The organism is Enterococcus sp. 4E1_DIV0656, assembly GCF_002140695.1.
Lineage (GTDB): Bacteria > Bacillota > Bacilli > Lactobacillales > Enterococcaceae > Enterococcus_D > Enterococcus_D entomosocium.
On sequence record NZ_NGLF01000004.1, the window covers coordinates 24,887 to 50,640 of the forward strand.

Below are 25,754 nucleotides of genomic sequence, written 5' to 3' on the forward strand. Positions count from 1 at the left end.
GTCACACTGGACGTGTCCCAGCCACTTAAATCTATACTACTTAAACTGCGTGCATCACTAAACATGCCAGTCATATTCGTCACACTGGACGTGTCAAGCATTTCTAAGTTCTCAATAGACACTAAGTTTGAGAACCCTGCAAAAAGATAGTTACTACTTTGATGGGCCACTACAGGTTCTGTGAATACAATTTTTATTACTAGTGCCTGATCAAGTAAATCCGACCACCGAGAAGTAGCACCGACCAATCCTAGTCCTGAATCAAAAGTGCCACCCCATAGTGTTAGTACACCATCTTCATCAAGGCTAAATGGCACTGTACCATGTCGTGGTCTTTCTTCCCACACGTACGTATCTGCTTCACCATTATAGTCCGTCATAAAGGTTGCGCTCGACCCAAAAGTGGTGCCGGTGTCAAGTCCAGACCAACCTCCTGTGTACTCGCCACTCGCCGTTGATATTGCTGGTAAAACTGCTGAAGTTCCATCAACAAACCAGAAGTCAGAGCCTAGCTTTAATTCACTTAAACTTCTTGCATTACGAAACATGTTGGACATACTCATCACATAGGACGTGTCAAAGCTACTTAAATCTAAACTGCTTAAACTACTTGTACTTTGAAACATGCCGGACATACTCGTCACGCTGGATGTATCCCAGCCACTTAAATCTATACTACTTAAATTACTTGCACCATCAAACACGACAGACATACTCGTCACACTGGATGTGTCCCAGCCACTTAAATCTATACTACTTAAACTACTTGCACTTTGAAACATGCCCATCATATTCGTTACACGGGACGTATCAAAACCACTTACATCTATACTACTTAAACTGCTTACACCCCTAAACATGCCGGACATACTCGTCACGCTGGATGTGTCCCAGCCACTTAAATCTATTCTGCTTAAATTACTTGCGCCAGAAAACATGGAGTGCATATCTGTCACACGGCTCGTGTCCCAGCCACTTAAATCTATACTACTTAAATTACTTGCGCCAGAAAACATGGAGAATATACTCGTCACACTGGACGTGTCCCAGCCACTTATATCTATACTACTTAAACTACTTGCATGTTGAAACATGCCGGACATATTCCTCACACTGGATGTATCAAAACCACTTAAATCTATACTACTTAAACTACTTGCGCTAGAAAACATGGAGTTCATATTCGCCACGCTGGATGTGTCCCAGCCACTTAAATCTATACTACTTAAACTACTTGCATTTTGAAACATGCTTTGCATATTCATCACACTGGACGTGTCAAGCATTTCTAAGTTCTCAATAGACACTAAGTTTGAGAACCCTGCAAAAAGATAGCTACTACTTTGATGCGCCACTACAGGTTCTGTGAATACAATTTTTGTTACTAGTGCCTGATCAAGTAAATCCGACCACCGAGAAGTAGCACCGACCGATCCTAGTCCTGAATCAAAAGTGCCACCACCTAGCGTCAAGACGCCAGTATTTTCATCAAGTTCGAATGTAACCAAGCCATGCATCCCTATTACTATACGAGTTTCAGAATGCGCGGACTCCTCTGTCGATGCTATCTCTTCAAAGGTTGGAGTCTCTTCTTCGACAGCCCCTTCTAACGACTCTTCACTCTCTTGAATCTCTTGTGTAAAACTGTCTTCTGGTAAATCGGGTTCACTTTCTTCTTTGTTTTCTTCAACAGTTGACTCCTCACTCGGTACAAGTTCTTCTGTCAAAAAATTCTCTTGGAGGACTGAATCACTCTCATCCAGTGTCGCATCGCTGTTACCATCATTTTCTGTTGGTTGTTCATAGACATCCTTGTTCTCTGCTTGTGTTGTTGCATTTACCATGGTAAATGGTATGTTAGACAACACGAGGCTCCCCGTTACGAGGAGTCTGAAGAAAAACAGGCCAGTCCACTTCTTTCGCTTTTTATGCATTTATCTGTCTCACCTCTTCTTAAAAATTCAACGAATCCTCACGTATTCCCGGTTGAACAAACGAAAATTCTATCCTTACCTTATCCGACTCTAGGCCATTCTTCTCTAATTTTTTATCAATGCCAACGAAAAGGGGGACAAAAAACATTGCCCGCTTTTTTATCTTGTTCTTTGAAAGGCACCGCTTTTACTTTTTTCGTCTTGTATAGATCAACCAGCCAATAATTCCCACTAAGATAGCCACTACAGCACCCGTTATTATCAAGTACAACCTTGTATTGTCTGTTTCTAGATTGACCGCTTGTTCATTCAATTGTCTTGCTTCTTTCGCGGTAATCTCAAATTCCTTCTCAAACTGCCACTTGTCTTCGCCAGAGGTCATGACTAATTCCATCCGGTAAATCCCTGCCTCTAAAGGTTTCGTCCCCGTACTCACGCCAAATGGCAAGGTTGAGCTTGGCGCCATACGCATATCACTACGCACAGCCGTAAACAAAGCAGTATCCTCACCTTGCTTAAATACTTCTGCCTCTATAGAGACATCCCCTAATATCATTGCGGTTTGATTTTGAACAGAAGCAACGACAAAATTCCGACGATTTCGTTGCTCGGCTTGAACCTGAGTTAGGTCGACCTTAGGCAGCACTTCTTGATCGGTTTGATGAATCACTACAGCCAAAGCATAAGAAAAACGGTTTGTAATTTGAGTTGATCCTTGTTCTGTTTGTTCTGAGATAGTGATTCCACCTAAAAGAACGCCGTCAAATGATTGACTGGGCATGACTACCTGTACTTCCACTAAGCGGCTTTCCTCAGCTGCTAACGTCACCGTTGGTGACTCAACAGTGGCAATCTCGGAAAAATCAATGGGCAGTGTGTTATCTGGCGTTTCTTCACTAAATCCATAGTTGATAACCCCATTGCTATTGGTCGTCGCTGTATTAATATTAATGTCCAACGTCATTTCTTCCTGGGTATTATTAGTAATAATCACACCTAAATTTTCTTCTTGCTCAGGTTTTAAGGTAACATCGAAATAGGACACTTTTGGGTTTGTTTGGCTGCTAGGCAAAACAGCTTGGACATTAAAATTGGGGGCACTCGCTTCTGCAAAGTCTACCCCAATCACCCAAAAGGCAAAGATGACAATAAAAAACATACTACTCATAAAAAATCGTCGCATACGCGCTCCCCCATTCTCTTAAACAGGTGCAGAAGATGTCGGTCATTGTCTTCTGCTCCGATACAAATTATATTTTTTTAGGTGCACCTGACCTACTTAGTCAAGGTCAGGTGCAACCGGCCCGTTAGTCAAGGTCCAGTTCAGCGTTGTACTGTACTCACCAGCTCCAGCACTGGCAGGTAAATTTAATTCCACCTCGCCCATGCCCATTGAAATAATTCCTGCATCTGCAGTTTCATTATCTGCTGTTGCAAAGGTAGCAGCATCTGTAGATAGAAGTAGCTGTCCTGAAGCAGTCGTCACTCCTAGAGCTGCAGCAGTGCCTGCATGTGCATTAGGGTACATCGTAAGAGTCGCACCATCCATAAGTTCGCTACTTTGGGCAACTGTTAATTCCCAACCATCACGATCAGCCCGTAGGTCGGTAACTGTCACCCTGTTTTCAAATTCATTTTCGTCCTCATCTACAAGTTTTTCAGCCAACAAGGTTTGGGCCTCCGTTGAGAATTCTGTTTGTCCAAAATCAAGTGGCGACACATAAAGGATGGACAAGCCATCTCCTAACTCAGGGTTTCCTTCCTCTGGATCAATTGGTGGTTCTGGTGATTCCGGATCAATCGGTGGAATCCCTGGTGGAGTTGTTGGTAAAGTAACTTCTCCTGTTACTGGAGACTCTGCATTCAGTGCATCTGGATATGTGGTTGCCGCTGAAGCTTGTAAACTTGTTCCTACTAATGTTGTTATAAGTGCCATGGTGCTCATCAAATGAATTTTTTTCATGATTTTTCCTTCTTTCTCTTCAGTTTAAATTTAGTTCATTTTCTATAGTAAGTGAGAATTCCTACTTACATCTTTCCTCCGAATTATAACGGGGCATCTGTCAATTCCCATACAAGTGTTGTTGTATATTCCCCAGTGTCAACATCCGTTTCCCCTGGAATAACTAATTGAACTGCCTCATCAGGTTGCGCCATTGCCATTGAAACAGAGTGTCGTGCATACCCCTCTGTCGTAGTTGAAGCAAATAGTTGTGCATCAACACCTACGGTGATTTCTCCTCCACCAACAATCCCCAGTAACGCATTGTTTTCGTGAACAAATGGATTCATCCGAATCTCAGCACCATCTAAAAATTCCTCTTCAAACTTAACAGATAGTGCCCATCCGCTACGTGTGTCATCTGAGCGTCGATCGCGAATAGAAACCATCGGAGAAAAGGAATCCCCGTTGACAGAACGATCGTCAGCAGCATCTAAAATTTGTTCTTCCCCATCTAATGTGACTGATCCAAACTCTAATGGAGAAGCATAGAGAATGTCTAATAGTTCTGGATCTGGATTTGGATTCTCTGGATCTGGATTTGGATTTTCTGGATCAACTGGAGGAACTTCCTCGTCACCGTGAATCGTCACTCTTACAGGGCTTTCTGCTAAACCTGCTGCTGGGTATTCAGTTGCTTGTGCAACAACACCGGAACCCAATAGCGCCAAAATACTCATACTTGCAAACTTCATTTTTTTCATAATTTTTTTCCTTCTTTCTTTTTTTTTAGAATGTACAACCCAAGTACCACCAATATTCCACCACTGCCGACAAGCCTCATATCGTTGCTTGTACCTGTTTGAGGAAGGGTGCCGCCTGGGGGCTTCCCACCATTTCCATTGGTAGTCGAATCCGTTGTCTCCTCTGAGGAGTCTTCTGGATTAATGATTGTTACTCGCACGTCTGATCCCCTACGGGGAATACTATCCCGTAATGCGTCGGCTCTCCCTACTGTGGGTGCGAGTATCGGTAGAAAAACACCGATAAAAACTATTACTTTTATGATCTTCCGCATAGGTCTCCCCTCACTTTCACCATCTTATTATCAAATTTGGATCAGCAACATAGAATATCACGCTCTAATTCATCCACATATTCGATAGCCTCCCTATCTTCCCAACAACCAAACGAAATATTTCAACTTTCTATTCCTGTCAGGGTTGAGTCAAAAGCGACGATTCGTTCTAGTTGCACCCCTCTCTCTTTTCGGCTCCAGTAATTGACACTACACACATTTTAAAAACTGCAGTAGGCATCACACACCCTCTTCCCCTATAGATTTTTCAATACTTTTTTTTAGAATATGAATATTCCACTATTCATCCTACCAACACTCCCCTGCTCCCACACACTTTTTTTTTCCTAATCTTGGACAAAAACTAAACGTAGTAAACACTTGTGCTACTATCTTCATAGACAATTAACAACGTCTCCTTTATGAACTTTCTACTGAAGAGATGCTTAGTCCCCAGCCACTCCTGTTCCTCTGAGAAGTTACGACGTTTACATTTCGCCTGTTTGTAGCATCATAAAAATACACATTAACTTTATTGGTAAATATACTTTTTATTCAGATACAGGGATAACTTATCATAAATCACACGTACTAAATCCATCGAAAAATGGACAAGAAAAGGCAACTGTTTGGATTTAGAATCTTATTGAGGATTTCTGTCCAGTAGATTCGCGAACCCAAAAATACACTGCAAGGGTGTGACATAAGCTAACTAGTTACGCTCTCCCAAAAATAAGGAGCCCTCGAAAATCAAGTGATTTTTCGAGAGCTCCTTATTTCTCTATTCATTTTTGGTAGATCAAGTCCCTATTTGGGTCAATTTCATCACATTGATTACCGTAATGAGCAAGCCAGACTATATCCACGTCAATCTTTCTCCATCCAGATATTTTTTTGATTTAGGGTACCAACAATTTGAATATAAACCTGAGGATCTGAATGCTTACCCATTTTACGACTATCTTCCTGTGTAACAAACCTTAACGACTCTTTAGGTACAGTGCCCCCGATGTCAGGTGTGTGTGTGGTAATAATTACTTGAGTATTCTCGGCTTTACTCAATTCTAGCAACGAGTTTATAAGCATTTTTTGGTTGGATGGATGCTGTGAAGTTTCGGGCTCCTGAACCTCACACGGCTTTCTATCGATAATTTTATTTGCAGAAAATTCATATTCCACTATAGTTTAAGGTGACTTTTTAAGGTAAATTGATTGGTTCTAGTTCAAGTATTTTTCGGTATTTATTTACTTTCAAAAGTTGCTCTTTTGATAAATCGAGCTTTAATAGATATTTTTGAATGATTTCTTCTTTTATCGCATGAATTAGTTGGTGGACTGGCTCTAAAACTAAAGTCAAATTCCAATAACTATCATCTTTTGTCTTATACCAAGGAATCTTATGGTGAAGGTGAAAATTACCTGGTTCCAATACTTCTCTTGTTACAGAACATTTCCCACCTTGACCAACGAATAAGGAAATTCGATTGTCATTAACTTCGATATTACCTCGTTTTCCTTTGATTAGATAATTCCTTAACCAAGCCAACATAGTTTCATCTACAGCTTTTTGGTTCTGATGAATGAGCACTCGCCCCTCCTTGTTATATTTATTGATTCTATGATTTTTCAATCTTGCATTTTTAGTTTTGATGAAACCAATAGGAAGAATTGGATAGTCCATAATATAACGTACCATTTCGCTTTTCAGATAAGGCAAAATTCCTTTGTCTTTTCCAAGATAGCTTCCTTTATTTGAATAACCATATGTTTTTAGCTGGTTATACATGACAAGATTTAGTTGATATTGGATAGGAATAAGACAATCGTTGACATCCGTTGCTACCTTATAATTTTAGTTGTTTATGATAGTTACTATTCCTAGTAGTTCTTGTTTTGCTTTCAGAACTAGTGGGGACGAGTTTTCCAAATTAATTTCACTTAGTTCCACCCATATTTCCGAATCAGAATCATTTAAGCCATCTTTTAATGAAGAAGGCAATAATTGTTTATTTACAGCCAAGTCTATTTCAACATCATAAAATGCCATGATATGATGAACCATAAAATCTTTTTTTTCTTCCTTGACAAAAACATCATACATTCTAGGATTGGAGTAGCAAAATATACTATAACCTGTTTCTTCTAGAAATTCTCTTGTCAAGGTTTCAGTTAATCCTTCACCAATTTCTTGGCTGCCTCCGGGAAGATCAAGTCTTCCCTTGTAAGGTCCGGCATTCTTCTCAATACACAACAATTTATTATCTTTAAAGCATACCCCGTAAACTTCAAAATGACTGGTGATATCCTTTAATCTATCTCCTTAAATAATATTTCATCAATATAAAAACTATCTTTGAATACTCCAAATCCCATATTACTTTTGCCATATAAAACTTGAATAGCCTCTCCTTAAAAGAAATTGAGTCTCACATCCATTGCATTTTTAGCTAGTTTATAACCTGATTCATCGATACCAGAAAAAATTTCTAGCGGAGAAATGTAGTATTTCTTCCCATTCGCAAACTCATAGAAGTCCTGATTTGTAAATAAGTTATAAGCCAAAGCAAGCAGTCTTTGCTCACCGCCAGATAAATGACCATCAAACCAGATTTCACTATTGATCTCTTTTCCTTTAATATTAACTAACGTGTGCCGTTCATTGAACAGTCTATCATCACCAGACAAAATATACACTAAGCTTCTCCAGTACGGATCATTAAGATCCTCAAATCCTAATTCATTCATCATGTCAGCGAATTTCCCAATGTGTTCTTTGTTTAAAAATAATTCTTCCATAATATCTTCCTCCTAGGTTCTATACCAATCAAGTGTAATCTGATTATTTGAATTCGATTTTTGCTTTTTTAAAATCAAAATATTTTCCTGATATCCAGTCTTCAGTTCCGTTTTTTTCATTTGTTCTGTGGATTACATCTCCTTCATCTTTTAAGGCATAAATTGACTCCAGAATTTCAATTACTTCAGTTTCTGTAAATACTCCCACTTCTTCCTTCTTTTGAGTAAAGCATAAATTTTCAGTAGCAGCATCCACACTCAAAAATCCAATAAGCTCTTTTGAAAAGTGGCTCAAGACAATGACTGTCCATCCTTTCTTTCGCTTATTCTCAAAAGAAATGAGATTCCCTTCAGTCTTCATTCTCATTCACCAAAATAAACTGATTTCTCCCATAGACCATCTCATATTCTCGGTGACATGAGTTACATAAGTAACGCCCATTCGCATACAAACGATCCCCTTTTCTTTCTCTTGCTTGTTTTGCTAACTCACCGCAATCACATTTGATCCAGCTAGGCGGCCAGTATAAGCGCCGATTGTAGGGCGTTATTGGTACTTTCCATTGCCCACCGTAACATTGTCTTTCTTCAGCCATCTTTATAAGTCCCCTTTCAACATACGATTAAGTACCTAATCGATCCTTATCCTTAAAACGGACACCGTCTGCATAACCGGAGTAAAATGCTTCCCGATCCCTCACGGTGTGAGAGGTATCTTTCCCAGGTACCAGTCCAATTTTTTCGACTTCAGCCTGAACCACTTCAGGTACTTGCAAAGCCAATTCATAGCCGTTTGTCAGCACTTGTTTTCGAAATGTTTGCGACAAACCTTTCAAGTATCCTTCCAAATAGTCTTGTTTTAACTGCCATTTCCGTTTGTATTTTCGTCTGATCTCTGGCAACTGAAGAAACTGCCTTGCACAGTAGCTGGCACTACCACGAGCATACTCAAACGTGATTTGAGCAATTTGTACATCGGACATGATCCCAACAAAGTGAAGTTCAATCGGTTTTCCGGACTGATAATAATACCGGACACGAAAATTTTTAGCAATGATCCTCGCTAATCGGTAAAGACATTTTTGTGGCCGGCCTTCATAAATCACCGTATTGATCACTGCTTCTGACTTTTGTTCTTGCTTATAATGAAAAACGTCTGATTCATCGATATTATGCTGAAGCATCAACTCTTGTGCTTTTGCTAAGGCTGACATCGACTCTTCGTCATTGGCATCATTTGCAAGAGCTAATAATTTTACGATTTTCTTTTTGGCTTTTTCATCCATTGGATCTCACCTTTTGTCTGATTTTAGTTTACCACGTATTGGATAACGGTTTCACTGATAAGTGATAGCACTTCAATTAAATAGAAAATAAAGTGCGGTCACTTTCTGAGCGCAGGAATCTCAAATCCCGCTTTTTCTTGCTCAAGCAACATATCTAAAGCGATACACATTAATTTCGATTCACTTTTATTGTACTTGGTGTTCAAGTGCTTCAACCCCTGCTTCCTCTTTCCATTAAGCGTTACAGGAAGACGCGTATTTCCTTTTGCAATGGCCATAACTCGCTCTCCTTCATTGAAACGATCGTAGATCTAATCAAAGACGCAGCGAGCGTGTAACCACACTCGCTTTATCTTTGAATCGACTCTTTTCTACTGATTGTTTTTCATAACTTCCTTGGCTTCTTCTGTAAGTGGAAAGACTTTTGCAACAGCCATGCCACAAGGAATTGCCCCTACAGATTCCTCACAAATGACACCAGCTGCTATCAGTACCTCTTCAATGCCCGTATTTTCAGACCACCCTTTGATTGCGACGAAATCTTGTTTGATTCCGATACTCGTGTTCACCGTGGCCGTGGCAATCAGCTCTTCTTCAGACTGACCTCTTCTTTTCTTAACCAGTTGAATCGCTACATTGTTATTATCTTCATAGTGATCAAATATCACAGTACATTTTTTCTTATTTAAAACGGCATTCATTATTTTTCCTCCTAGAGATAAGGAGTTACAAGATTAAGCTCTGATTATTCAGTGGTTTCTTCTTTTAATTGATCCGCAAGTTTTGTAAGCTTGGCGGCATTATCAAATCGCATTCTTTCTATAGAAGACCTTTTATGAGCAAGATCTGCAACAGTTGTTGCGGCAACTCCTGATTTTTTTTGAATTTCATACAATGATTTTCCACTTTCAAAAAGCAACCATTCTATTTTATCTTTATCTGCGTACATCTTTTTTCCTCCTGAAAGGAGTATGACAATTAAAACTTGCCACTACTCACAATTATGGTATATTTTGAGTAGTAGCATTCCCGTCAAAGGATTTGTTACTTGCGCTTGTTCTGACCCACTCAGAATAAGTGCTTTTTTATTTTGCAGTAGTGATCCCTCCCTTTTTTATCCGTATACCGGATCTTCAGATAGTTATAGATCCTTTCTAAAAATTAAACATATCGGTATACCGTTGTATTTATTATACCACGGTATACCGATATTAACAATCTATTATTACTTTTTTTGATTTTAATGGTCAAAAAAGTTGATTTTAACCAATTTGGAAGTGTTTTGCTATGAAATAAATGACGGATACAGTAACCGAATTTCCAGCTTGTTTGTACAACTGACTGTCCGAAGTTTTTTGATCGTATCTGCAGTTATAGTGATCAAGCCGATTACTGATTATTTCTTCAGCGATCTGCCTACTACCGAATTTCGCTGCCAAAAAGGCCCAATCAGGAAACGACTGCAGTCGCCAACATTCAAGTGGTGTTAGTTTCCGGATCTGAAAATCATCGGTTACTACGGCTTGCTGATCACCTGTAACGACGGTATTTGCTTGCTGATTTCCCACACGTCCCCGACGTTTTGTAGATTTAGGATAAGCGAAATTAATACTATCGCCTGGTAGTGCTGCAGTATAGCCTTTTTTCGTGGCTTCTTTCACCAGTATTTTGGGTTCGTGGCCGCCACCACTCATGGTGGTAAGTGTAGGGCATAGCCCTTCTACGGAATGGATCGCTGCAGCTGATCGATAGGAACCATCGATCGACCCTGCCACGATAATTCCGTGACGATCTTGTGTGGTCAAGGTAAACATCGGCGCTTCATTTTCCTTCATTCTACGGCCGTTTTGACGAATAGTAGCTTTATCTGGCGTTAGGATCGGGATCGCAATTTTATTTCCTTCTCCTTTGTTTGTGGTGATCGTAGGACTAAGTCCTGAAGCGTCATACACTTGGCCATTCATTCCGCCACCGCTTGGATTGACGTTGCCAACAACGATTTGTTTCGGTGTTTTGTAGTCCGTTGCGGTCAAAGTCCCCATCAGACCGTCCGTATAGTACGTTCTTTCTCGTGTAAATCGACTTAAATCATTCGCTGCATGTGTCGTTCCAGCTAAATGGATCCTTCCTGATTTTTGATCAGCTGATCCTTCTTCTCTTGTGAGAGGAAAAATCTTTTTGGTACCTGCTCCTCTAAGATGTCCGACAATAAATACACGCTCTCTGTTTTGGGCGACAAACTCTTTGCTGTTAAACAGTTGCCATTCCACGTCATACCCCAATTCATCCAGGGTTCGGAGGATCGTCTCAAACGTAGCCCCTCGTTCATGGTTGAGGAGTCCTTTGACGTTTTCAAGGTATAAAAGCTTAGGTCGCAAGATAGATGCGAAGCGTGCAATCTCAAAAAAGAGAGTTCCTCTAGTATCTGAAAAACCTTTTCTTTTTCCTGCAAGGCTGAAAGCTTGGCACGGAAATCCTCCCGTGATAATGTCCACACGTCCGATTCCTCGAATAAATCCATCTGAAAGTTTTGTGATATCATGCATTTCTACCTCCTGTTTTGTGTTAAAAATTGATTGATAACTTTTTCTGGCATGGCCATCGATCTCACAATACCCAACACATCGGTAGCCAGCTTGTTCCATTCCTAAACGAAATCCTCCGATTCCTGAAAAAAGATCTAAAAAGGTGCCTTTATTTTCTGTTGTACCATTTTCCATTGTTCACTCAGTTTCTTCATGCGCATGAAAGGTATTTCAAGTACCTGATGGATTAAGAATACCGAGAAAATGGATGGTTAAATTACGGAACAATGGTGGTACTTATACCTTTTTTAAGAAAGAAAAGAGACCTTTTGGCTCTCCACGTTAGTCATTTGAGGAAAACTAAATAAAAACATCATCAAAAATTAAACATATAATTCTTATTAAAGGAGCAAAGTATTCTGTTCAGCCTATAGAAGTATGTTTGAAATATATCTGCAGGTTTGAAAAAGGAACTGGAAAATCAGTTGATGGAAGTGAAAGTTCGTACTGATCGTAGAAAACACCTCGAATAATATAGTTTCAAAAATATGATAATTAATGGACAAGTTAAACATAAAGCAATTAAAAAAGAGGTCTTCCCAATTATTGGAAACCTCTTTTTTATGAAAACAAAAAGTTATGCTGTTAAAGGCAACTTATTTGAAATAAACAAGAAAAGAAATAAAATTTACCATCATGTATCGGAATATAGAAACAAATAAACTTTGGCTTAGTAGGAAAACTGAAAATTTTACGTGTTGACTATTAAATCTATTTAACTGTTGAAAAAATAAAAGAAATATCCTCTGCACTTTCTTTCATTCCTCGGTTTAACCAAGTTTCAACCCATCCGTAAAGCATGTATATGACATATGATTTCATATACGCTTCCATTGCAGTGGACTCAGGGGTAAGATCCATGGAATCCGTCATAATATCCTTAAACAAATATAATAGTCCCTGTTCATTTAATCTTTGGTAAAAAACTTTATTATCCTCACAATGAGAGAAAATAGACTTTAGCTTTTCAGAGAATGACAAATCATTTTGTCCAGTCACTGCAGAAAACCAACTTTTAGATAGATCTTTAAGATGCTTTTTTAAAATATCTTCTTTATTCTCAAAATTTCTATAAAAGGAATTTCTACTAACCTCAGCTTTTGTAATAATTTCACTAATAGATATTTCCTGCCATTTTTTATCTTGAAAAAGGATTAGTGTAGCTGAAATGATTTGGTGGATAACATATTTGTTTCGCTCTTTGTTTCCCATGATGGAACAAACTCCTCCTTTTGTACCTTTTTCCTTTTTATATTGTTTTGTTTTTTAATGCGGTGGTATAATTGTACCCTCAACAATAAAGAAAAACAAGAGGAGCTTTTATGAATATTACAAGTAAGAGAACTATAATACTTTTAATTGTTATAGCAGCAGGAATTGTATTAGGAAGGTTAGCTGTTAGAGCTGTACTAAACTTTCTAATGGGTGGAACACTATTCGGGGGAGATTTTTTATAATGAAAAAACACAATGGGAGATTGAAATGGTTTATGATTTATACCTTTGCGTTTATCTTAGCTTTTGTAGGTTCGGTAGTTGTTAAGATGACCTATACACCGAGCTGGTCTAAAAATTACATGGTTCAGTGGAGCGAAAAAGTAGGAACAATCCACAAGGATATAGCCTATGGTACAGAGGAATCCAATAAATTTGATTTGTATCTTCCATCGAATACTACAAAAAATTCATACGGACTTGTTGTGTATCTTCATGCAGGTGGTTTTGCAACGGGAGACAAAAAGGACGATAAAGAGATGCTTCAATGGCTCGCATCAAAGGGATATGTTGCGGCAGGGATTAATTATACCTTAAGAAATGAGAATAATCCTAAAGCAAGCGTATATACACAATCTCTTGAAATTAAAAAAAGCATTCCAAAAGTAATAGAAATAGCAAAGGAATTGGGTTATAACATTGATAAAATGGCATTAAGCGGTGGCTCTGCAGGTCACACACTTGCCATGATTTATGCTTATCGTGATGGAAAAGAAGCTCCTGTGCCAGTAACTATGCTTTTTGGAGCTGTAGGGCCCTCATCTTTTTACAATGAAGATTGGTCAAACTATGGTTTAAATAAGGACGATGAAGAAACAAGGAAAGCAGCCGCAGATCTATTTGGTGTAATGGCTGGAAAAACAATAGAACCTGAAATTTTAGGTACCAACAAATATGATGAAGAAATAAAGGATATTTCTGCTCTTCTTTGGATCGACGAAAATACCGTCCCCTCATTATTAGCTTATGGTAAATTTGATAAGGTTCAGCCGTTTGAAGCATCAAAAAGATTAAATAAAAGACTTGAAAATTACAATGTTCCTCACGATTATTTGGTCTTTGAACATTCAGGTCACGGGCTTCAAAATGATTCAAAGATGATGAAGTTATATTATGAAAAAATCGAAGACTATTTAGAGAAGTATTTACCGACGGAGGAGTAAGTAGATGAAAAGAGGAATTAAAATGCTTTTTAAAGTTTTTGGGATTATAGTACTTATTATTTGCGTGATATCAATAGGATTGGTAATGCTAGCAAAACATAAAGAAGAAAACTATTATAAATATACAAAGGTTTCCGGAAATTTAGAAAAAAAATATACAGCAATGGGCAGTGAAGAAGTTTCATATAAAGAGTTTGACACAAAAGATGAGGTTATGAAAAAAATTGCACTTTGGTATCCTAAAAATATGGAAACTGGGAATAAAAAATATCCAATAGTAGTCTTTGCCAATGGAACTGGCAGCACGTCAAAAACTTACAAATCATTTCTGAGTCACCTTGCCTCTTGGGGGTTTATTGCGGTAGGAAATGGAGATCCAAACACACATACTGGAAAATCCATGAATGACACAATAAGCTTCTTAATTAAAGAAAATAAAAATAAAAATAGTATGTTTTATCAAAAGTTTGATGTAGAAAATATAGGGATAGGCGGCCATTCCCAAGGCGGTCCGTCGGTATTCAATATGGCTGGAAAACAAAGCAATAAAGATAGAATTAAAGCTGTGTATGCAGCAAGCCCTACTTCTTCTTACCACACAAACATTTTCAAAGATGGCTGGGAATATGATCTGTCGCTTATTGATGCTCCAACATTTATGACAGCAGGTACAGGATCTTTTGACTCAGGTACGGCTCTAAGTAAGAACATCCAGTCCGATGAAAAAGCAGGAATTATGCAAGGTATCACTCCCTTATGGAGCTTAGAAGAAAATTTAGAAGATTTGCCGAATAACATCGACAAGGCCTTTGCAAGAAAAAAAGAAGTTGATCATGGAGATTCTTATTTACAATTTGATGGATATATGACCGCTTGGTTCAGGTACTACCTAATGAATGACACTGAGGCAGGAAAAGTCTTTTATGGCGAATCACCAGAACTATTAAAAAATGATTTATATCAAGATGTTAAGGTATTAAAGCATCAATAAAACACAAAATTAATTATCAACAGACGATAACAAGAACATTAAAGAACTTTTTTACAAAAGAAAAGCGATTTTTTTGCCCTCCACGTTCCAACCGCCTCCACCACTTAGGAGGGCAAAAAAATAGACGTGCAAGCCACGTCTGTAGAGCAAAAGGTTGATATTTCACTGAAATCTTGCTATAATTACTATGTAAAGAGGAGTTGCGCTAACAACTCCCCTACAGCACCGTTTAAGACGGTGGCAGTACTATTATTTAAACGAAAATAACCGTGACCTGCTAAAGTAGACGGTTATTTTTTTTTGTCATTTTTCACTGCTGTTAGGATGCCAAAGATGATCGTTGCGATTAAAGAACCGAAACTAATCATTAGCCCTAATGCTTCAGCTACAGACAAAAGGCTTCTCCTTTCTAAAGAGTGAACACTTACTTTCATAAGCATCACCACCTTCCAAAAGATAGCCACCGTCACAAACTTTACTGTACTCATATTATACCATAACCCACGCTAAAAACCTAGATTTATCAAGGTTTTTAGCGTTTTTTTATCGACATTATTCAAGCAAAAAGCTTGTTCCTTCAGTCGCTCCAGCCACCACCACCGCTCCTTCAGAAACCGTGTTGTTGACACAACCCGAAGTGATCAATAGAAAAAATTACCAGCATCAGGCAGAGATCTCTTGTTCTTTTAAAGCTAAAATAGACAAAGCATTCGCAAACTGCAGTAAGCTGGATTGAGAATCATCGACGATCACATTTTTCTGATAATGGATCCGATCGCTCACATGATTGATTGATAATCCGTAGACAAAACGCATCAAAAAAATCTTTCGTCTCCGATCGGTGATTTCTGGTTTATATGGATGGCTAATGGCCGTAAGACCCAAAGAAAACAAGTGGTGAAAATAAAGAAACTCTTGTTTGAACTGCTGATTTTCTTGAACAAAGCTAGAGTGTTTGATTTCTGGTATATCTTGGTCTAAGAGCGAATACGTTGAATGGATCGGCGGCATCCTCGTCAATCCCATCCTTTCTCTTGAAACAAGATAACTAGAGAGCATCGATCCGATCTCTCCTTTGGTTTTTTCCCAATCGATCACCTCTTTTGCAGGTAATTCAAATTGGTGAACATCAAATAATCGCACATTATTCCTCTTTTCGTGATAGGTGATACAAACAGTTGTCGTTTGAACCTGAATTTTATATCAAAAAAGACCTGGGGTTTCCAGGTCTTTTTTCGTCTTTGTTTCTCAAAATGGCAAATCATCGTCTGGTAAATCGATTGCCGAACTGCTTTGTGCAAATGGATCCGTTTCTTGTTTAGGTAGCGGTGGCGGTGTTGGTTTGCTTTTTTCAGCTGTTTCGTTGGATTCATTCGCACGCTGCTCAGACACATCTTTTGACTCCATTAATTGAAACGTCTCTGCCACGATTTCTGTGACGTACACTCGCTGTCCTTGTGGGTTATCGTAAGATCTTGTCTGAATACGTCCAGTCACGCTGAGAAGCGTCCCTTTCTTGGCGTAATTGGCAAGGGTTTCGGCTGGTTTACGCCAAATGACACAATTGATGAAGTCAGCTTCTCTTTGACCGCTTTGATTGGTAAAATTTCGATTCACGGCCAAAGTGAACGTGGCCACTGCAGCCCCGTTCGGTGTAAATTTTAATTCTGGATCTCTCGTTAATCTTCCTACTAATACGACGTTATTGATCATGCTTTATTCCCTACTTTCTTCGCTTTTTTTGGCGCATTGACAAATGATACAAAAGTGATCTGTCCGGTATCGCTCAACTTGATTTTTGCATTATAGGTCGTCTTGTCTGCTTTTTTGATTCCTGAAACCACGGTTTCTTTCCCGACTAACAAATCCTTCAGATTGGTTTTCGTCAATTTTTTCTTCCGGAACTGATCAGATAACGTAAACGTACAGTCGGGATAATTCGAACAACCGTAGAAAGACTTTTTCAACACCACATTTCCGCCACATTTCGGACATTTACCGATCGTCTGCTTATCAGCTTCTCTTTTGACTTCCGCTTGGTAGGTGTGGAAATTCAACTTCTGCACATCATCTGGCACGTGTTCGATCAAATGCACGATAAACTTCTTGATATTGGCAATAAAGGTCTCTTGATTCCCTTCTTTTTTCCCGATTTTCTTTAAGTATGTTTCCCATTTTGCCGTCATTTCAGCACTCGTCAATAAGTGCTGGCTTTCGACTGCCTGGCACAATAATTTTCCTTTTTCGGTAACGATCAATTTATTTTTTTCTACTTTGATATATTCTTTTTGCTTCAATGTTTCAATAATGCTCGCACGTGTTGCTTCTGTACCGATTCCTTCGACTTCCTGAAGGATCTTGATCGCTTGTTCATCATCTACGGTCTTATTAGCCGTTTTCATTGCTGTAAGCAACGTGCCTTCAGTAAATGGTTTCGGTGGCTGCGTCTCTTTCTGTACGCTTTTTACCTCCGCTTGAATCGCTTCACCGATCATCACAGCTGGTAATGTTTGGCTCTCTTCGTTCTCCTTGTTGGTATCGGCTTTGAATAGGATTTTCCATCCCTCGACTTTTGGCACTTTTCCCGTCGCTTTAAAACAGAGATTTGATACCCTGGTTTCTATTACGGTTTCTTCATACGTGTAATCTGGTAAAAACATGGCGATCGTTGTTTTCATGACGAGCAGATAGATTTTCTTTTGTAGATCATCTAATTTATTAAAGGCTGACTCACTTGCGACTTGCTTCGTTGGGATAATGGCGTAATGTTCTTGCACCTTACTACCATCGACATATCGCTTTCTTGGCTGATCTTGTGCCATGGGTTCATCTATGGATAAAAAACGGGCATAACTGTCGTAATTCGCTTTTAAGTACTGAAATTCACTGTCTGTAATAAATGGTGTATCTGTTCTTGGATAGCTCAACAATTTTGCTTCATACAGTCCTTGCATGGCTTTCAACGTCTGACTGGCTGTTGCTTTGTACAGCTGATTGATTTTTGACTGCAGGCTGCTCAAAGAGAATAAATTGGGACTATTCGTTTTCTTCATTTTTGTTTGAAGATCTTTGATCGTTCCTGGTTGTATGCCGATTGCAGCGCCCTTAGAAGAAACAAAGGAAAGTAGTTCCTCTTCAGTGGAAAAACGTTGTGACGGGCTTAATAGGGCTTTGAACGAGCCATTCGTTGCCTTGATCAATGATTCGATTTCATAAAATGGTTCTTTTTTGAAATGCTCGATCAGTTGTTGGCGTTGATAGATCATGTAAAGCGTTGGTGTTTGTACCCGTCCAAGAGAAAACGTTCCATTTGCCCCTTTTGAACGAAGATTCAACGTGTAAAGCATACTCCCGTTCATGCCAATGAGCCAGTCGGCAATTTGCCGTGTCTGTGCTTCTTGATAAAAAGGATAATAGTTCATTCCTGGTTTTAAGTTTTGAAACCCACTGCGAATCACATCTTTTTCAAGACTGTTGATCCATAAACGCTTGTATGTTTTTTTAGTAGAAAAAGCGCCTGATTCATGAATGATCGACCAGGCGATATTTTCCCCCTCTCGATCGCTATCTGTTGCAATAATGATCGTATCGGCTTTCTTTAGCAGTCCGGAAACGATCTTAAATTGTTTTTTCTTGTCAGCTGCGACCTGAAAATCATATTGTTGCGGAAAAATAGGCAATGCATCCAATGCCCAATTCTTCCATTTTTCATCATAATGTCCTGGTTCTGCTAATTCGACCAAATGGCCGAAGCCGAAGGTGATAAAGGTCTCATCTGAAAAAATTGGATCTTGGATCTCAAAAAAGCCATCCTTCTTCACGCTATGCTTTAACGCACCAGCATAGGAAGCTGCTTGACTTGGTTTTTCTGCTAAAATTACGGTAGTCAATACGTACACACCTCTTTTTTTGTGATTGATAATCAGTATAACGAAAAATGGTTTAGATTTCTTATAAACCAGGAATCAGGGCGATAAAATTATAAGCACTATGAACGATCATCGAGCCATAGGCTTTTTTTGTTTTGAGTGAAACCCACGAATAGACCAGGCTATTTAAAAAATAGGGCAGTAGAAAAACCTGCCCATGTAAAACAGAAAAAATGAAACTAGAGAAAAGAACTGCAGCTGGTAAATTCGTACGTCGAATCAAAAAAGGCAATAGTTTGACCCGTATCAAGTATTCTTCAATGATCGGTGCCAATACAATAGAGAACGTTGCGGCAGAAATGGAAATTCCGTGTCTTGCTTCAGGAAGTCTAGGAAGATACGTTGAAAAAAATTGTTCGCCGATCCACATACTAAGAAGGGATAGCACAACGGCCATCCCTATTCCCTGAATGATTGTAAAAATCATTCGTTTCATCCGTTCACCTTCTTCATAAGCTCAATGCTGGTTCAGATTCGAGAGACTTTTTTCTTTGATTTTCGCCCTCGTTTACCTGATAGACCAGCTCATTGTTCCAATCCCATTTTTGCGTTTCTTGTCCGACCGGAGCTTGCGGAAACTCTGCTTGAAATTCAATCGGTTGTTTTTCTTTTTGATTGTAAGTGAATTTTTTAAATCTCTCCAAAAATTCTTTCCCAGAATTATCATTATCGACACAGAAGGATATTTCTTCAACTCCTGAAGGCGCTACACGCTGTGACTCTTCTAGATAATAGTAGACCGTTTCCGGCTTCAAACCCTCCATAGAAACAAACCAGGTATCCTGCAGATCAGATTTATTTAGTGTCATATAGCTCATAAGATCAACGCCAGATTCAAAGAATTTCAACCGTTTAGGTTCGCCATTTCTAACGTTAAATCCAACAAAATTATCGGAACCTGGTTCGATTTTTCTCCAGGTTGAGTCTTTGATCGTTCCCTTTTCACTGTTTCCACAGATTTCCCCTTGATTATTCCAAATCAATACTAGGTTATTACGTTTATCTTGTCGTAAAAACCCTTTGTTATGAAGAACATTTACAAGCTCTTCATCAATGCAGCGTTCCTCTATTAAATATTTTTTTGCTCGAACAAAAGGCCGTTCATTTTCTTTATCATATTTGTAGTCAATTTTTTCTTCTGGTACAAATTCCGTTGCGTCATAATCATTGTCTGTAATATGTCTAACGGCTTCTTTAAAGTCCTTAATTCCAACAATCTTTTGGACAAAGTCAATCGGCCCTCCGCCAAAATGTCCATTATTTTCAATAAACAAATTTTTGGGGGCTGTAATAACTACAGAATGATTGTCTGCAATACGATATTGTTTGGCAGAATCTTTTTTTAGGTCAATGCCATTTTTATGAGCGATATCTAGGATCGATACCGTCTTCGCAAAAGCAATCTCTTCCGAGAACGTTTTGTACGTCTTTTGTGATTTGGTCAGCTTTTGTTTTTCTACCGTGGGCGCTTGCTCTTGTTCTTTTTGTTCCAATTCTTGTTGGATCATAAGTTGCGTATCGATCTGTTCAATCATTTGGCGAGAGAACACTTTCACCTCTTCCATTTGAGCCAATTTATCCTCAACGGTCTGTCCATTCTTTGTCCAAGCCGCAATATAAGGAATCGATTCTTCTTTCGTATCAATGCCGTAATGGTGGGCAACGATATACGCAGCCAGCTCCGCTTGAAATTCTTTGACTGAGCTAGAATAAGTCGAGTTACTCGTTTTTGAGTGAAGCTTTGCATGTGCCAATTCGTGGATCATGGTTGGCACTTGTTCTGTTTGAGTAAACCGAGGATTCATGAAAAGCATTTCTGAGCCATCGATGCCCTGACCATATGCTCCTTTTGCGGTTCCTAACACTGGCGTAACAGTCGTTAGATCATCAATGATCGTTAGGCCTTCTGATAAGGCATAGGTTTCTAATGATTGGTATAATAGTTTCGTGTTTGTGGCCTTCTTCAAATCAAAGTTATAAGGACGATTAGGGAAAATTTTCGGCAGATCATCGGCTGTGGCCGTCGTCTGACTAATGTCAAAGACCGGCACGTTTTTGAATGCCCTTCTTTCTTCTATTTTCAATTCTCCTTTGAGAATCTTCTCTTTTTGTAGCTTAGTGGCTTTCGATAATGATTGCGTACGTCCCTGTTCGTTGATAAAACACTTATAGGTCGTTGGCGCTAAAACCCGTATGGCTTTTTCTCCCTTGCGAATAAAAAAGCCAGCTTCTTTGAATTTTTTCGCACCGGCCACAGCGTGAGCATGAGGTAATTGCTTTTGGATCAATGCCGTATTTTTTAGTGAGTAATTGTAAAACTTACTCATAAACGCACCTAATTCTAAGACGTCTTCCGGATCATCAAAATGATTCTTGATATTTTCCATGGCATCTTTGACGAGTTGGTCGGTTTCTTTTTTTAGTTCCTCGGCCGATTTTCTTTTTTTGACTGACCGTTTTTCTTCAGAGTGTTCAACTTTCTTTTGAGTATCTAGGCTATCGATTGTGAGTTTCCCTTGTGTCAAAGGTAATGCCGTTCCTTTATAGTAATCACTCGGATCAAATTCGATCAGTCCATGATCAATAGGCACGCCCATATAAACATTATTTTGTTTTTTATAGTCATTCCATTGGCTAATAAAAGAGGAAAGATATTTTGGATTCAATCGGTTATTTACCAAAAAATCAGCATTCAATTTCTCTTCCGCTTCTTTATGATCTTGACTGAACCAAATATTTTCTTCAGTTAATTTCGCATGTAAATCAAACTCATAGGACGCTACTGTACTTTTAAAAATATTTTCCTCATCCGTAAAGATTCTGAAAAAAGCCCCTTCTGCATGGTTTTCAATTCTTAAATAGTAAGCTGCTTTTGAACGTTCGTTTGTTACGGCATTCGTCTTATCTTTTGCAGCTAACGATTCAAGCTTTTTATAATAGTCTTGGTTACTATTGACCCCGTCCCCGACGTCTAAACGAAACGCATCGCCGATTTCTCCATCTTTAATTTCCTGAAAGTAAAATTTATAATACCCACTTTCCATTGGTCGATCTAAACGTTTGATTTCTTCGATCAAAGGTTGTGAAACGATCTCTCCTTCAAAATTACGAATGCTTTCCGACCCCTCGTTAAATTCCACTCGATAGAAATGGTTCAAGGCAGCTTCTTGATCTTTTGTAGCGTTGGGTACCTCTGTAGTGTCACCCGTTAGTTCGTTTAAAATATCAGAAATGACCGACTGTTCTGCTTCCGTTTTTGCGGCATACCGTTGAGAAGATTCGAATGTTCCCGACTCCGCTAATTCAACGGCCAGTTTTCGATAGCCTTTTACAAAGTAGATCATTGGATTTTTTTTCCATTGTGTCAGACGTCCACTTTCAATCATTTTTTGTGCTTGTTCATTCATATGTTTATCCGCCCTTTCTGATCGACGCTTCAATTCTTCTAACTCAACCAGTTGCTTTTCGTATTTCCGAATCGTTGCGGCCGAATACATCGAGTTTCCTTGTTTGGCTTGTTCGATTTCTGCTTTGATCATTGGAATGTTATCAATGCTCATGATTAGACCGCCTTGCTTATTTAGTCCGAGTGCTTTGCGTTCCTTTTGGTGTTCCAGCATCGAGATCCGTTCCTCTTGTGCTTCTATTTCACGAAGCAAAGTTCTAGCCCTACCTTCCAGCTGCTCTTGCCTATTAAAAAAAGATCGGCCATTTGCTTTGTCATTCATCGGCTGACCGTTTGTTTGTGCTTGATGATCAAAGACTCTTGAAATTTGCGCACTGTACTCTCTCTTCAGACGTTCCAACTTTCTTTTTGCTCTTGCTAATCGACTATTGTCCGTTTCTTGTTGATCATTGTCCTGTTGTTCCATCAACTTTCCCTCCAAAAAAAGATCGGCTTTCGCCGATCTTCTTTTTTTATTCTGCTATTTACTGATTGAAAGCAGCCACCTTCAATCTGAAAAAAATTTTTCTACGGCTGGTTTTGACTTTATTTTAGATCCAGCTGAACGATCAACGGCTCCCCTTCTTGCGTTGCTTCATCCAACATTAAAGAATAAACATCGGCATCCTCTTTCGTGATACGTACCTGTTGCGCACTCATTTCGCCAGCACCCACTTCTTGAATACGCATCGTTTGGTTTTCTGGATCCACGCTATTGATAAAGTAATAATTTTCCATGACTTTCCTCTTTCTCCTAATTGAATAGGTCTGACTCTTGACTCATTTTGGCTTGGTCGATTTCACGCTGCAGCTTTTCAAAAGCTACTTTATTTTTGAATTGATCAAATTCATTGCTCGTCACCCGTTCCAGGTGTTTGACTTGATTTGTGACCGACCGACGATACTTGAATGATTCCTTAAATGGTTTGGTTCGCTCACTTGGATTTCTTTTTGGCGGTGATCGACTTTCATTTGTATCTTTCCTCATGAAGTAATCATGTTTAAGTTTCGCGTACGTTTCTTTGTTTGGATTTTGTTGCCCTGATACCGAAGATCGATGGAAAGGTTGGTCTTGTTGGGAAGAATCATTTTCCTTTTTTAGTTCTTGGAGGATACTGTTTCCTAATCGATAGTAGATGCCATCCGGCCCGTACATTCGGCCATCGTAAAATGATTTTTTCTCTTTGTTAGGATCTCCCTCACCATAAGTAGCTTTCTTGAAAATGTCTTCCTCTTTTGCCAGCTGTTTGAACTCTTCAAAGTGGCCATTGTCTTTCATCAATGAATCAATCAGCTGGTTCATTGTTTCTCGACTTTCTGGCGTTAAGTTTTTACTATTCCACTTGCTTTGATTCTCCGGCAGCTGTGCTTTTAATTCCTCAAGTAACAAAACACTTTCTTTTTTTGGTGTTGCCATTTCTGTTTTTATTTCATTACGCAGACCATTTCTCAAATCATTCAATCGTTCCAATTCGCTCGAACGATCAAAGATCAGATTCGCAAAAGTCGATTTCATTTTTTCTAATGTTTCATCGGAACGTTGCCCTTTTCGTTCATAGCGATTATGCTCTTTAACAAAAATCATTTCACGGGTAGGTTCGACTTCCGTCGTCGCAAAATGCACGTGAAAGTGACCCGTGTTGTAATGGATCTCACCGACACTGATTGTTGATCCATTTAATTTTTCTTTCTCATAAAGAACGTTCATCATCTTTCGACCGGCCATGATCAACGGTTCCCTTTTTAATTCATTTGAATATGGATTGTAAATGCCTGCTTCAATCAATGCTTTTGTATCGAAAGACACCACATCCTGAAACAAAACAGATTCATTTTTGTTCGCTTGATCGAATAATTCTTTATACTGTTCAACTTCTTTTTGAGTCAGATCATCATTACTAAAATCAAACATTCCTGTATTCAGTGACCATATTTTTTCTTGCGTTTCCTTTTGCATGATATCAATTTGCGCTTTTGATAAAGTCGAATAATCAGCGAGACGTTTGTTGATCTCACCTAGCGATACTCTTTCTTCATCTGTCAATTTTGATTGAGCAAGTAACGCATTTTTTCGATCCATATAATCCAAATAGCCTTCAAATGATTGACTAGGATCGTCATTCGTCATGGCCGTTTCAAAATCAGAAAGGTCTTTTTCTTGATACACTTTCTTATCTTCTCGATCCATATACTTTACATACTCAGAATCAAACGAAATAACAAAACCGCTCATTAAGTTTATATAAGAGCCAGCAGATTGTGCCATGTGATCACCTCGTTCATTTAAATGCCATCAGATTCAAATGCACGATACAAAAGCGCATTATTCGTGTCGACGTATTGTTGTAGAATGTGCTTAAAATCATCTAAACTATCTTTAATCGCATCAACTTCTCGATTATTCGTTAGATCATTGATCATTTCATTTTGAAGAATCTGGTTGATCACTTCGTTTCGAGTGACTTTCTTTCCTGTATTAAAGGTTTGTTTCTTAGCTCGCTGTTCGAGGTACGCAACCAACGGCTCGTTTTCAATTATTAAAGTAAATCTTGGCATGAGAAAACCTCCAGCAATTTAATCATTTTGAATCTTATGAGTGCCTAAAAGAGGTAGAACAATGAAAGAGCATAAGGTGAACGCACCACTCTCATGGAGAGAGTGGGAAAATAGGCTGTGCCTATTGCGTTTCAAGACCTTTAGAGAAGTCACCACACCCTATTTTTTAGTATTCTCCCATGAATACTACTACGAATACTCAGGTAGTCATTTTAGCTATTTTGACTACTTTGCGACTACTTTCGCTGTTACCTTTTTCTTTAGAAAAAATCCTGCTATTAGGTATTTTTGTGAAGATAGGGAGCGACCATTTCTTCGAAACTAAGTTCTTTTTTTGTATCTTCTTTAACAACGTTATTGTCTTTATTTTCCTGATTAATCTGAACTTTTTTCCTATTCTTGAACCGATAATTTTTATTTCGAACAATTTTTTTGCTCATTGTGACTGCTTCTTGATACACATCAGAAGAAAAAAGATCTTGAATTTTTGTATGATCTTGTTCTAGTTTTGCATTCGTCATTACGGACAAAACAGACAAAGAATCCAGCACTTTTTTTTCAAATGATTCTTCTCTTCGCAAACGATTTAACAAATCGATTATGATATATCGAATCAGCGCACCGTCTTTTACACTCTCATCTACGGGCAACCAGAGTTTTAATTCTTCCAAAGCTTCCCTATGTTCTAGATCGATATAAACTTGTAGTTTTTCTTTTGCCATGGTATTCCACCTTTCTTTAGTTTTGTCCTATTAATTCGATTTAGACTACGAAA

Annotated in this window: 30 protein-coding genes; 3 read left to right on the forward strand and 27 right to left on the reverse strand. The window is 38.8% G+C overall.

Features of this window, described 5'->3' with window-relative positions; genetic code table 11:
* From A5882_RS20195 to A5882_RS18785, 17 genes are all read right to left on the reverse strand, one after another.
* A partial coding sequence (locus tag A5882_RS20195) for a BspA family leucine-rich repeat surface protein (protein ID WP_176462065.1) occupies window positions 1-1,865 on the reverse strand: 1,865 nt, incomplete at its 3' end.
* A 256-nt stretch (window positions 1,866-2,121) separates the two neighbouring features.
* Complete coding sequence (locus tag A5882_RS18705) at window positions 2,122-3,117, reverse strand: DUF916 and DUF3324 domain-containing protein (RefSeq protein WP_086373451.1); 996 nt, start codon at window positions 3,115-3,117, stop codon at window positions 2,122-2,124.
* 96 nt (window positions 3,118-3,213) lie between these two features.
* The gene (locus A5882_RS18710; protein ID WP_176462066.1) at window positions 3,214-3,870 is read right to left on the reverse strand and encodes a WxL domain-containing protein; all 657 of its coding nucleotides are present in this window, start codon (window positions 3,868-3,870) and stop codon (window positions 3,214-3,216) included.
* A gap of 110 nt (window positions 3,871-3,980) precedes the next feature.
* Entirely contained in the window at window positions 3,981-4,640 is a 660-nt protein-coding gene (locus A5882_RS18715; RefSeq protein WP_086373453.1) for a WxL domain-containing protein, read from the reverse strand.
* Window positions 4,637-4,954, reverse strand: coding sequence for an LPXTG cell wall anchor domain-containing protein (locus A5882_RS18720; RefSeq protein ID WP_086373454.1), 318 nt, complete (start codon window positions 4,952-4,954; stop codon window positions 4,637-4,639). Before A5882_RS18720 ends, A5882_RS18715 begins: the two co-directional genes overlap by 4 nt.
* 867 nt (window positions 4,955-5,821) lie before the next feature.
* Complete coding sequence (locus tag A5882_RS20275) at window positions 5,822-6,133, reverse strand: AAA family ATPase (protein ID WP_139843266.1); 312 nt, start codon at window positions 6,131-6,133, stop codon at window positions 5,822-5,824.
* Between the two features lie 19 nt (window positions 6,134-6,152).
* A complete protein-coding gene (locus tag A5882_RS18730) occupies window positions 6,153-6,740 on the reverse strand; it encodes an HNH endonuclease signature motif containing protein (protein ID WP_139843267.1) in 588 nt (195 codons plus the stop codon).
* A gap of 66 nt (window positions 6,741-6,806) precedes the next feature.
* The gene (locus tag A5882_RS18735; RefSeq protein WP_086373457.1) at window positions 6,807-7,256 is read right to left on the reverse strand and encodes an NUDIX hydrolase; all 450 of its coding nucleotides are present in this window, start codon (window positions 7,254-7,256) and stop codon (window positions 6,807-6,809) included.
* A 107-nt stretch (window positions 7,257-7,363) separates the two neighbouring features.
* Complete coding sequence (locus tag A5882_RS18745; RefSeq protein WP_086373458.1) at window positions 7,364-7,750, reverse strand: DUF6075 family protein; 387 nt, start codon at window positions 7,748-7,750, stop codon at window positions 7,364-7,366.
* Window positions 7,751-7,793: 43 nt separating this feature from the next.
* Window positions 7,794-8,111 (reverse strand): hypothetical protein, encoded by a 318-nt coding sequence (locus tag A5882_RS18750; protein WP_086373459.1) that lies wholly within the window; start codon window positions 8,109-8,111, stop codon window positions 7,794-7,796.
* Window positions 8,101-8,346: a hypothetical protein gene (locus tag A5882_RS18755; RefSeq protein ID WP_086373460.1), complete on the reverse strand. Its 246-nt coding sequence runs from the start codon at window positions 8,344-8,346 to the stop codon at window positions 8,101-8,103. Before A5882_RS18755 ends, A5882_RS18750 begins: the two co-directional genes overlap by 11 nt.
* Before the next feature lie 27 nt (window positions 8,347-8,373).
* Window positions 8,374-9,036, reverse strand: coding sequence for a DUF2786 domain-containing protein (locus A5882_RS18760; protein ID WP_086373461.1), 663 nt, complete (start codon window positions 9,034-9,036; stop codon window positions 8,374-8,376).
* 98 nt (window positions 9,037-9,134) lie between these two features.
* Window positions 9,135-9,314 carry a hypothetical protein gene (locus tag A5882_RS18765; protein ID WP_086373462.1) on the reverse strand — a complete coding sequence of 60 codons (180 nt, stop codon included), beginning with the start codon at window positions 9,312-9,314 and terminating at the stop codon, window positions 9,135-9,137.
* A gap of 93 nt (window positions 9,315-9,407) precedes the next feature.
* Window positions 9,408-9,737, reverse strand: coding sequence for a hypothetical protein (locus tag A5882_RS18770; RefSeq protein ID WP_086373463.1), 330 nt, complete (start codon window positions 9,735-9,737; stop codon window positions 9,408-9,410).
* Between the two features lie 44 nt (window positions 9,738-9,781).
* Window positions 9,782-9,985, reverse strand: a complete 204-nt coding sequence (locus tag A5882_RS18775; protein WP_086373464.1) for a hypothetical protein — start codon at window positions 9,983-9,985, stop codon at window positions 9,782-9,784.
* Between the two features lie 313 nt (window positions 9,986-10,298).
* Window positions 10,299-11,756: a DNA (cytosine-5-)-methyltransferase gene (gene dcm, locus A5882_RS18780; protein ID WP_086373465.1), complete on the reverse strand. Its 1,458-nt coding sequence runs from the start codon at window positions 11,754-11,756 to the stop codon at window positions 10,299-10,301.
* 576 nt (window positions 11,757-12,332) lie between these two features.
* Window positions 12,333-12,833, reverse strand: coding sequence for a TetR/AcrR family transcriptional regulator (locus tag A5882_RS18785; RefSeq protein WP_086373466.1), 501 nt, complete (start codon window positions 12,831-12,833; stop codon window positions 12,333-12,335).
* Window positions 12,834-12,943: 110 nt separating this feature from the next.
* Here A5882_RS18785 and A5882_RS20200 point away from each other — a divergent pair, with 110 nt between their 5' ends.
* From A5882_RS20200 to A5882_RS18795, 3 genes are read left to right on the forward strand one after another with little or no spacing between them, the layout of a single operon-like run.
* Complete coding sequence (locus A5882_RS20200) at window positions 12,944-13,078, forward strand: hypothetical protein (protein ID WP_254908553.1); 135 nt, start codon at window positions 12,944-12,946, stop codon at window positions 13,076-13,078.
* Window positions 13,078-14,058 carry an alpha/beta hydrolase gene (locus A5882_RS18790; protein WP_086373467.1) on the forward strand — a complete coding sequence of 327 codons (981 nt, stop codon included), beginning with the start codon at window positions 13,078-13,080 and terminating at the stop codon, window positions 14,056-14,058. Before A5882_RS20200 ends, A5882_RS18790 begins: the two co-directional genes overlap by 1 nt.
* Window positions 14,059-14,062: 4 nt before the next feature.
* Window positions 14,063-15,049, forward strand: a complete 987-nt coding sequence (locus A5882_RS18795) for an alpha/beta hydrolase (protein WP_086373468.1) — start codon at window positions 14,063-14,065, stop codon at window positions 15,047-15,049.
* A gap of 290 nt (window positions 15,050-15,339) precedes the next feature.
* On the opposite strand, the gene A5882_RS18800 is transcribed toward A5882_RS18795, so the two are convergent.
* From A5882_RS18800 to A5882_RS18845, 10 genes are all read right to left on the reverse strand, one after another.
* Window positions 15,340-15,483, reverse strand: a complete 144-nt coding sequence (locus A5882_RS18800) for a putative holin-like toxin (RefSeq protein ID WP_080542687.1) — start codon at window positions 15,481-15,483, stop codon at window positions 15,340-15,342.
* Between the two features lie 229 nt (window positions 15,484-15,712).
* On the reverse strand, window positions 15,713-16,192 hold the full coding sequence (locus A5882_RS18805) for a transcriptional regulator (RefSeq protein WP_086373469.1): 480 nt from the start codon (window positions 16,190-16,192) through the stop codon (window positions 15,713-15,715).
* A gap of 105 nt (window positions 16,193-16,297) precedes the next feature.
* Window positions 16,298-16,762, reverse strand: coding sequence for a single-stranded DNA-binding protein (gene ssb, locus A5882_RS18810; RefSeq protein ID WP_086373470.1), 465 nt, complete (start codon window positions 16,760-16,762; stop codon window positions 16,298-16,300).
* Window positions 16,759-18,939, reverse strand: a complete 2,181-nt coding sequence (locus A5882_RS18815; RefSeq protein ID WP_086373471.1) for a DNA topoisomerase 3 — start codon at window positions 18,937-18,939, stop codon at window positions 16,759-16,761. The genes ssb and A5882_RS18815 overlap by 4 nt, the downstream gene beginning before the upstream one ends.
* A 61-nt stretch (window positions 18,940-19,000) precedes the next feature.
* A complete protein-coding gene (locus tag A5882_RS18820; RefSeq protein WP_086373472.1) occupies window positions 19,001-19,414 on the reverse strand; it encodes a CPBP family intramembrane glutamic endopeptidase in 414 nt (137 codons plus the stop codon).
* A gap of 13 nt (window positions 19,415-19,427) precedes the next feature.
* On the reverse strand, window positions 19,428-22,850 hold the full coding sequence (locus A5882_RS18825) for a DUF3991 domain-containing protein (RefSeq protein ID WP_086373473.1): 3,423 nt from the start codon (window positions 22,848-22,850) through the stop codon (window positions 19,428-19,430).
* 119 nt (window positions 22,851-22,969) lie between these two features.
* Entirely contained in the window at window positions 22,970-23,161 is a 192-nt protein-coding gene (locus A5882_RS18830; protein WP_005230848.1) for a hypothetical protein, read from the reverse strand.
* 16 nt (window positions 23,162-23,177) lie between these two features.
* On the reverse strand, window positions 23,178-24,689 hold the full coding sequence (gene mobP2, locus A5882_RS18835; protein ID WP_086373474.1) for a MobP2 family relaxase: 1,512 nt from the start codon (window positions 24,687-24,689) through the stop codon (window positions 23,178-23,180).
* A gap of 17 nt (window positions 24,690-24,706) precedes the next feature.
* The gene (locus A5882_RS18840; protein WP_005237637.1) at window positions 24,707-24,979 is read right to left on the reverse strand and encodes a hypothetical protein; all 273 of its coding nucleotides are present in this window, start codon (window positions 24,977-24,979) and stop codon (window positions 24,707-24,709) included.
* A gap of 278 nt (window positions 24,980-25,257) precedes the next feature.
* Complete coding sequence (locus A5882_RS18845; protein ID WP_086373475.1) at window positions 25,258-25,701, reverse strand: hypothetical protein; 444 nt, start codon at window positions 25,699-25,701, stop codon at window positions 25,258-25,260.
* Window positions 25,702-25,754: the final 53 nt, after the last annotated feature.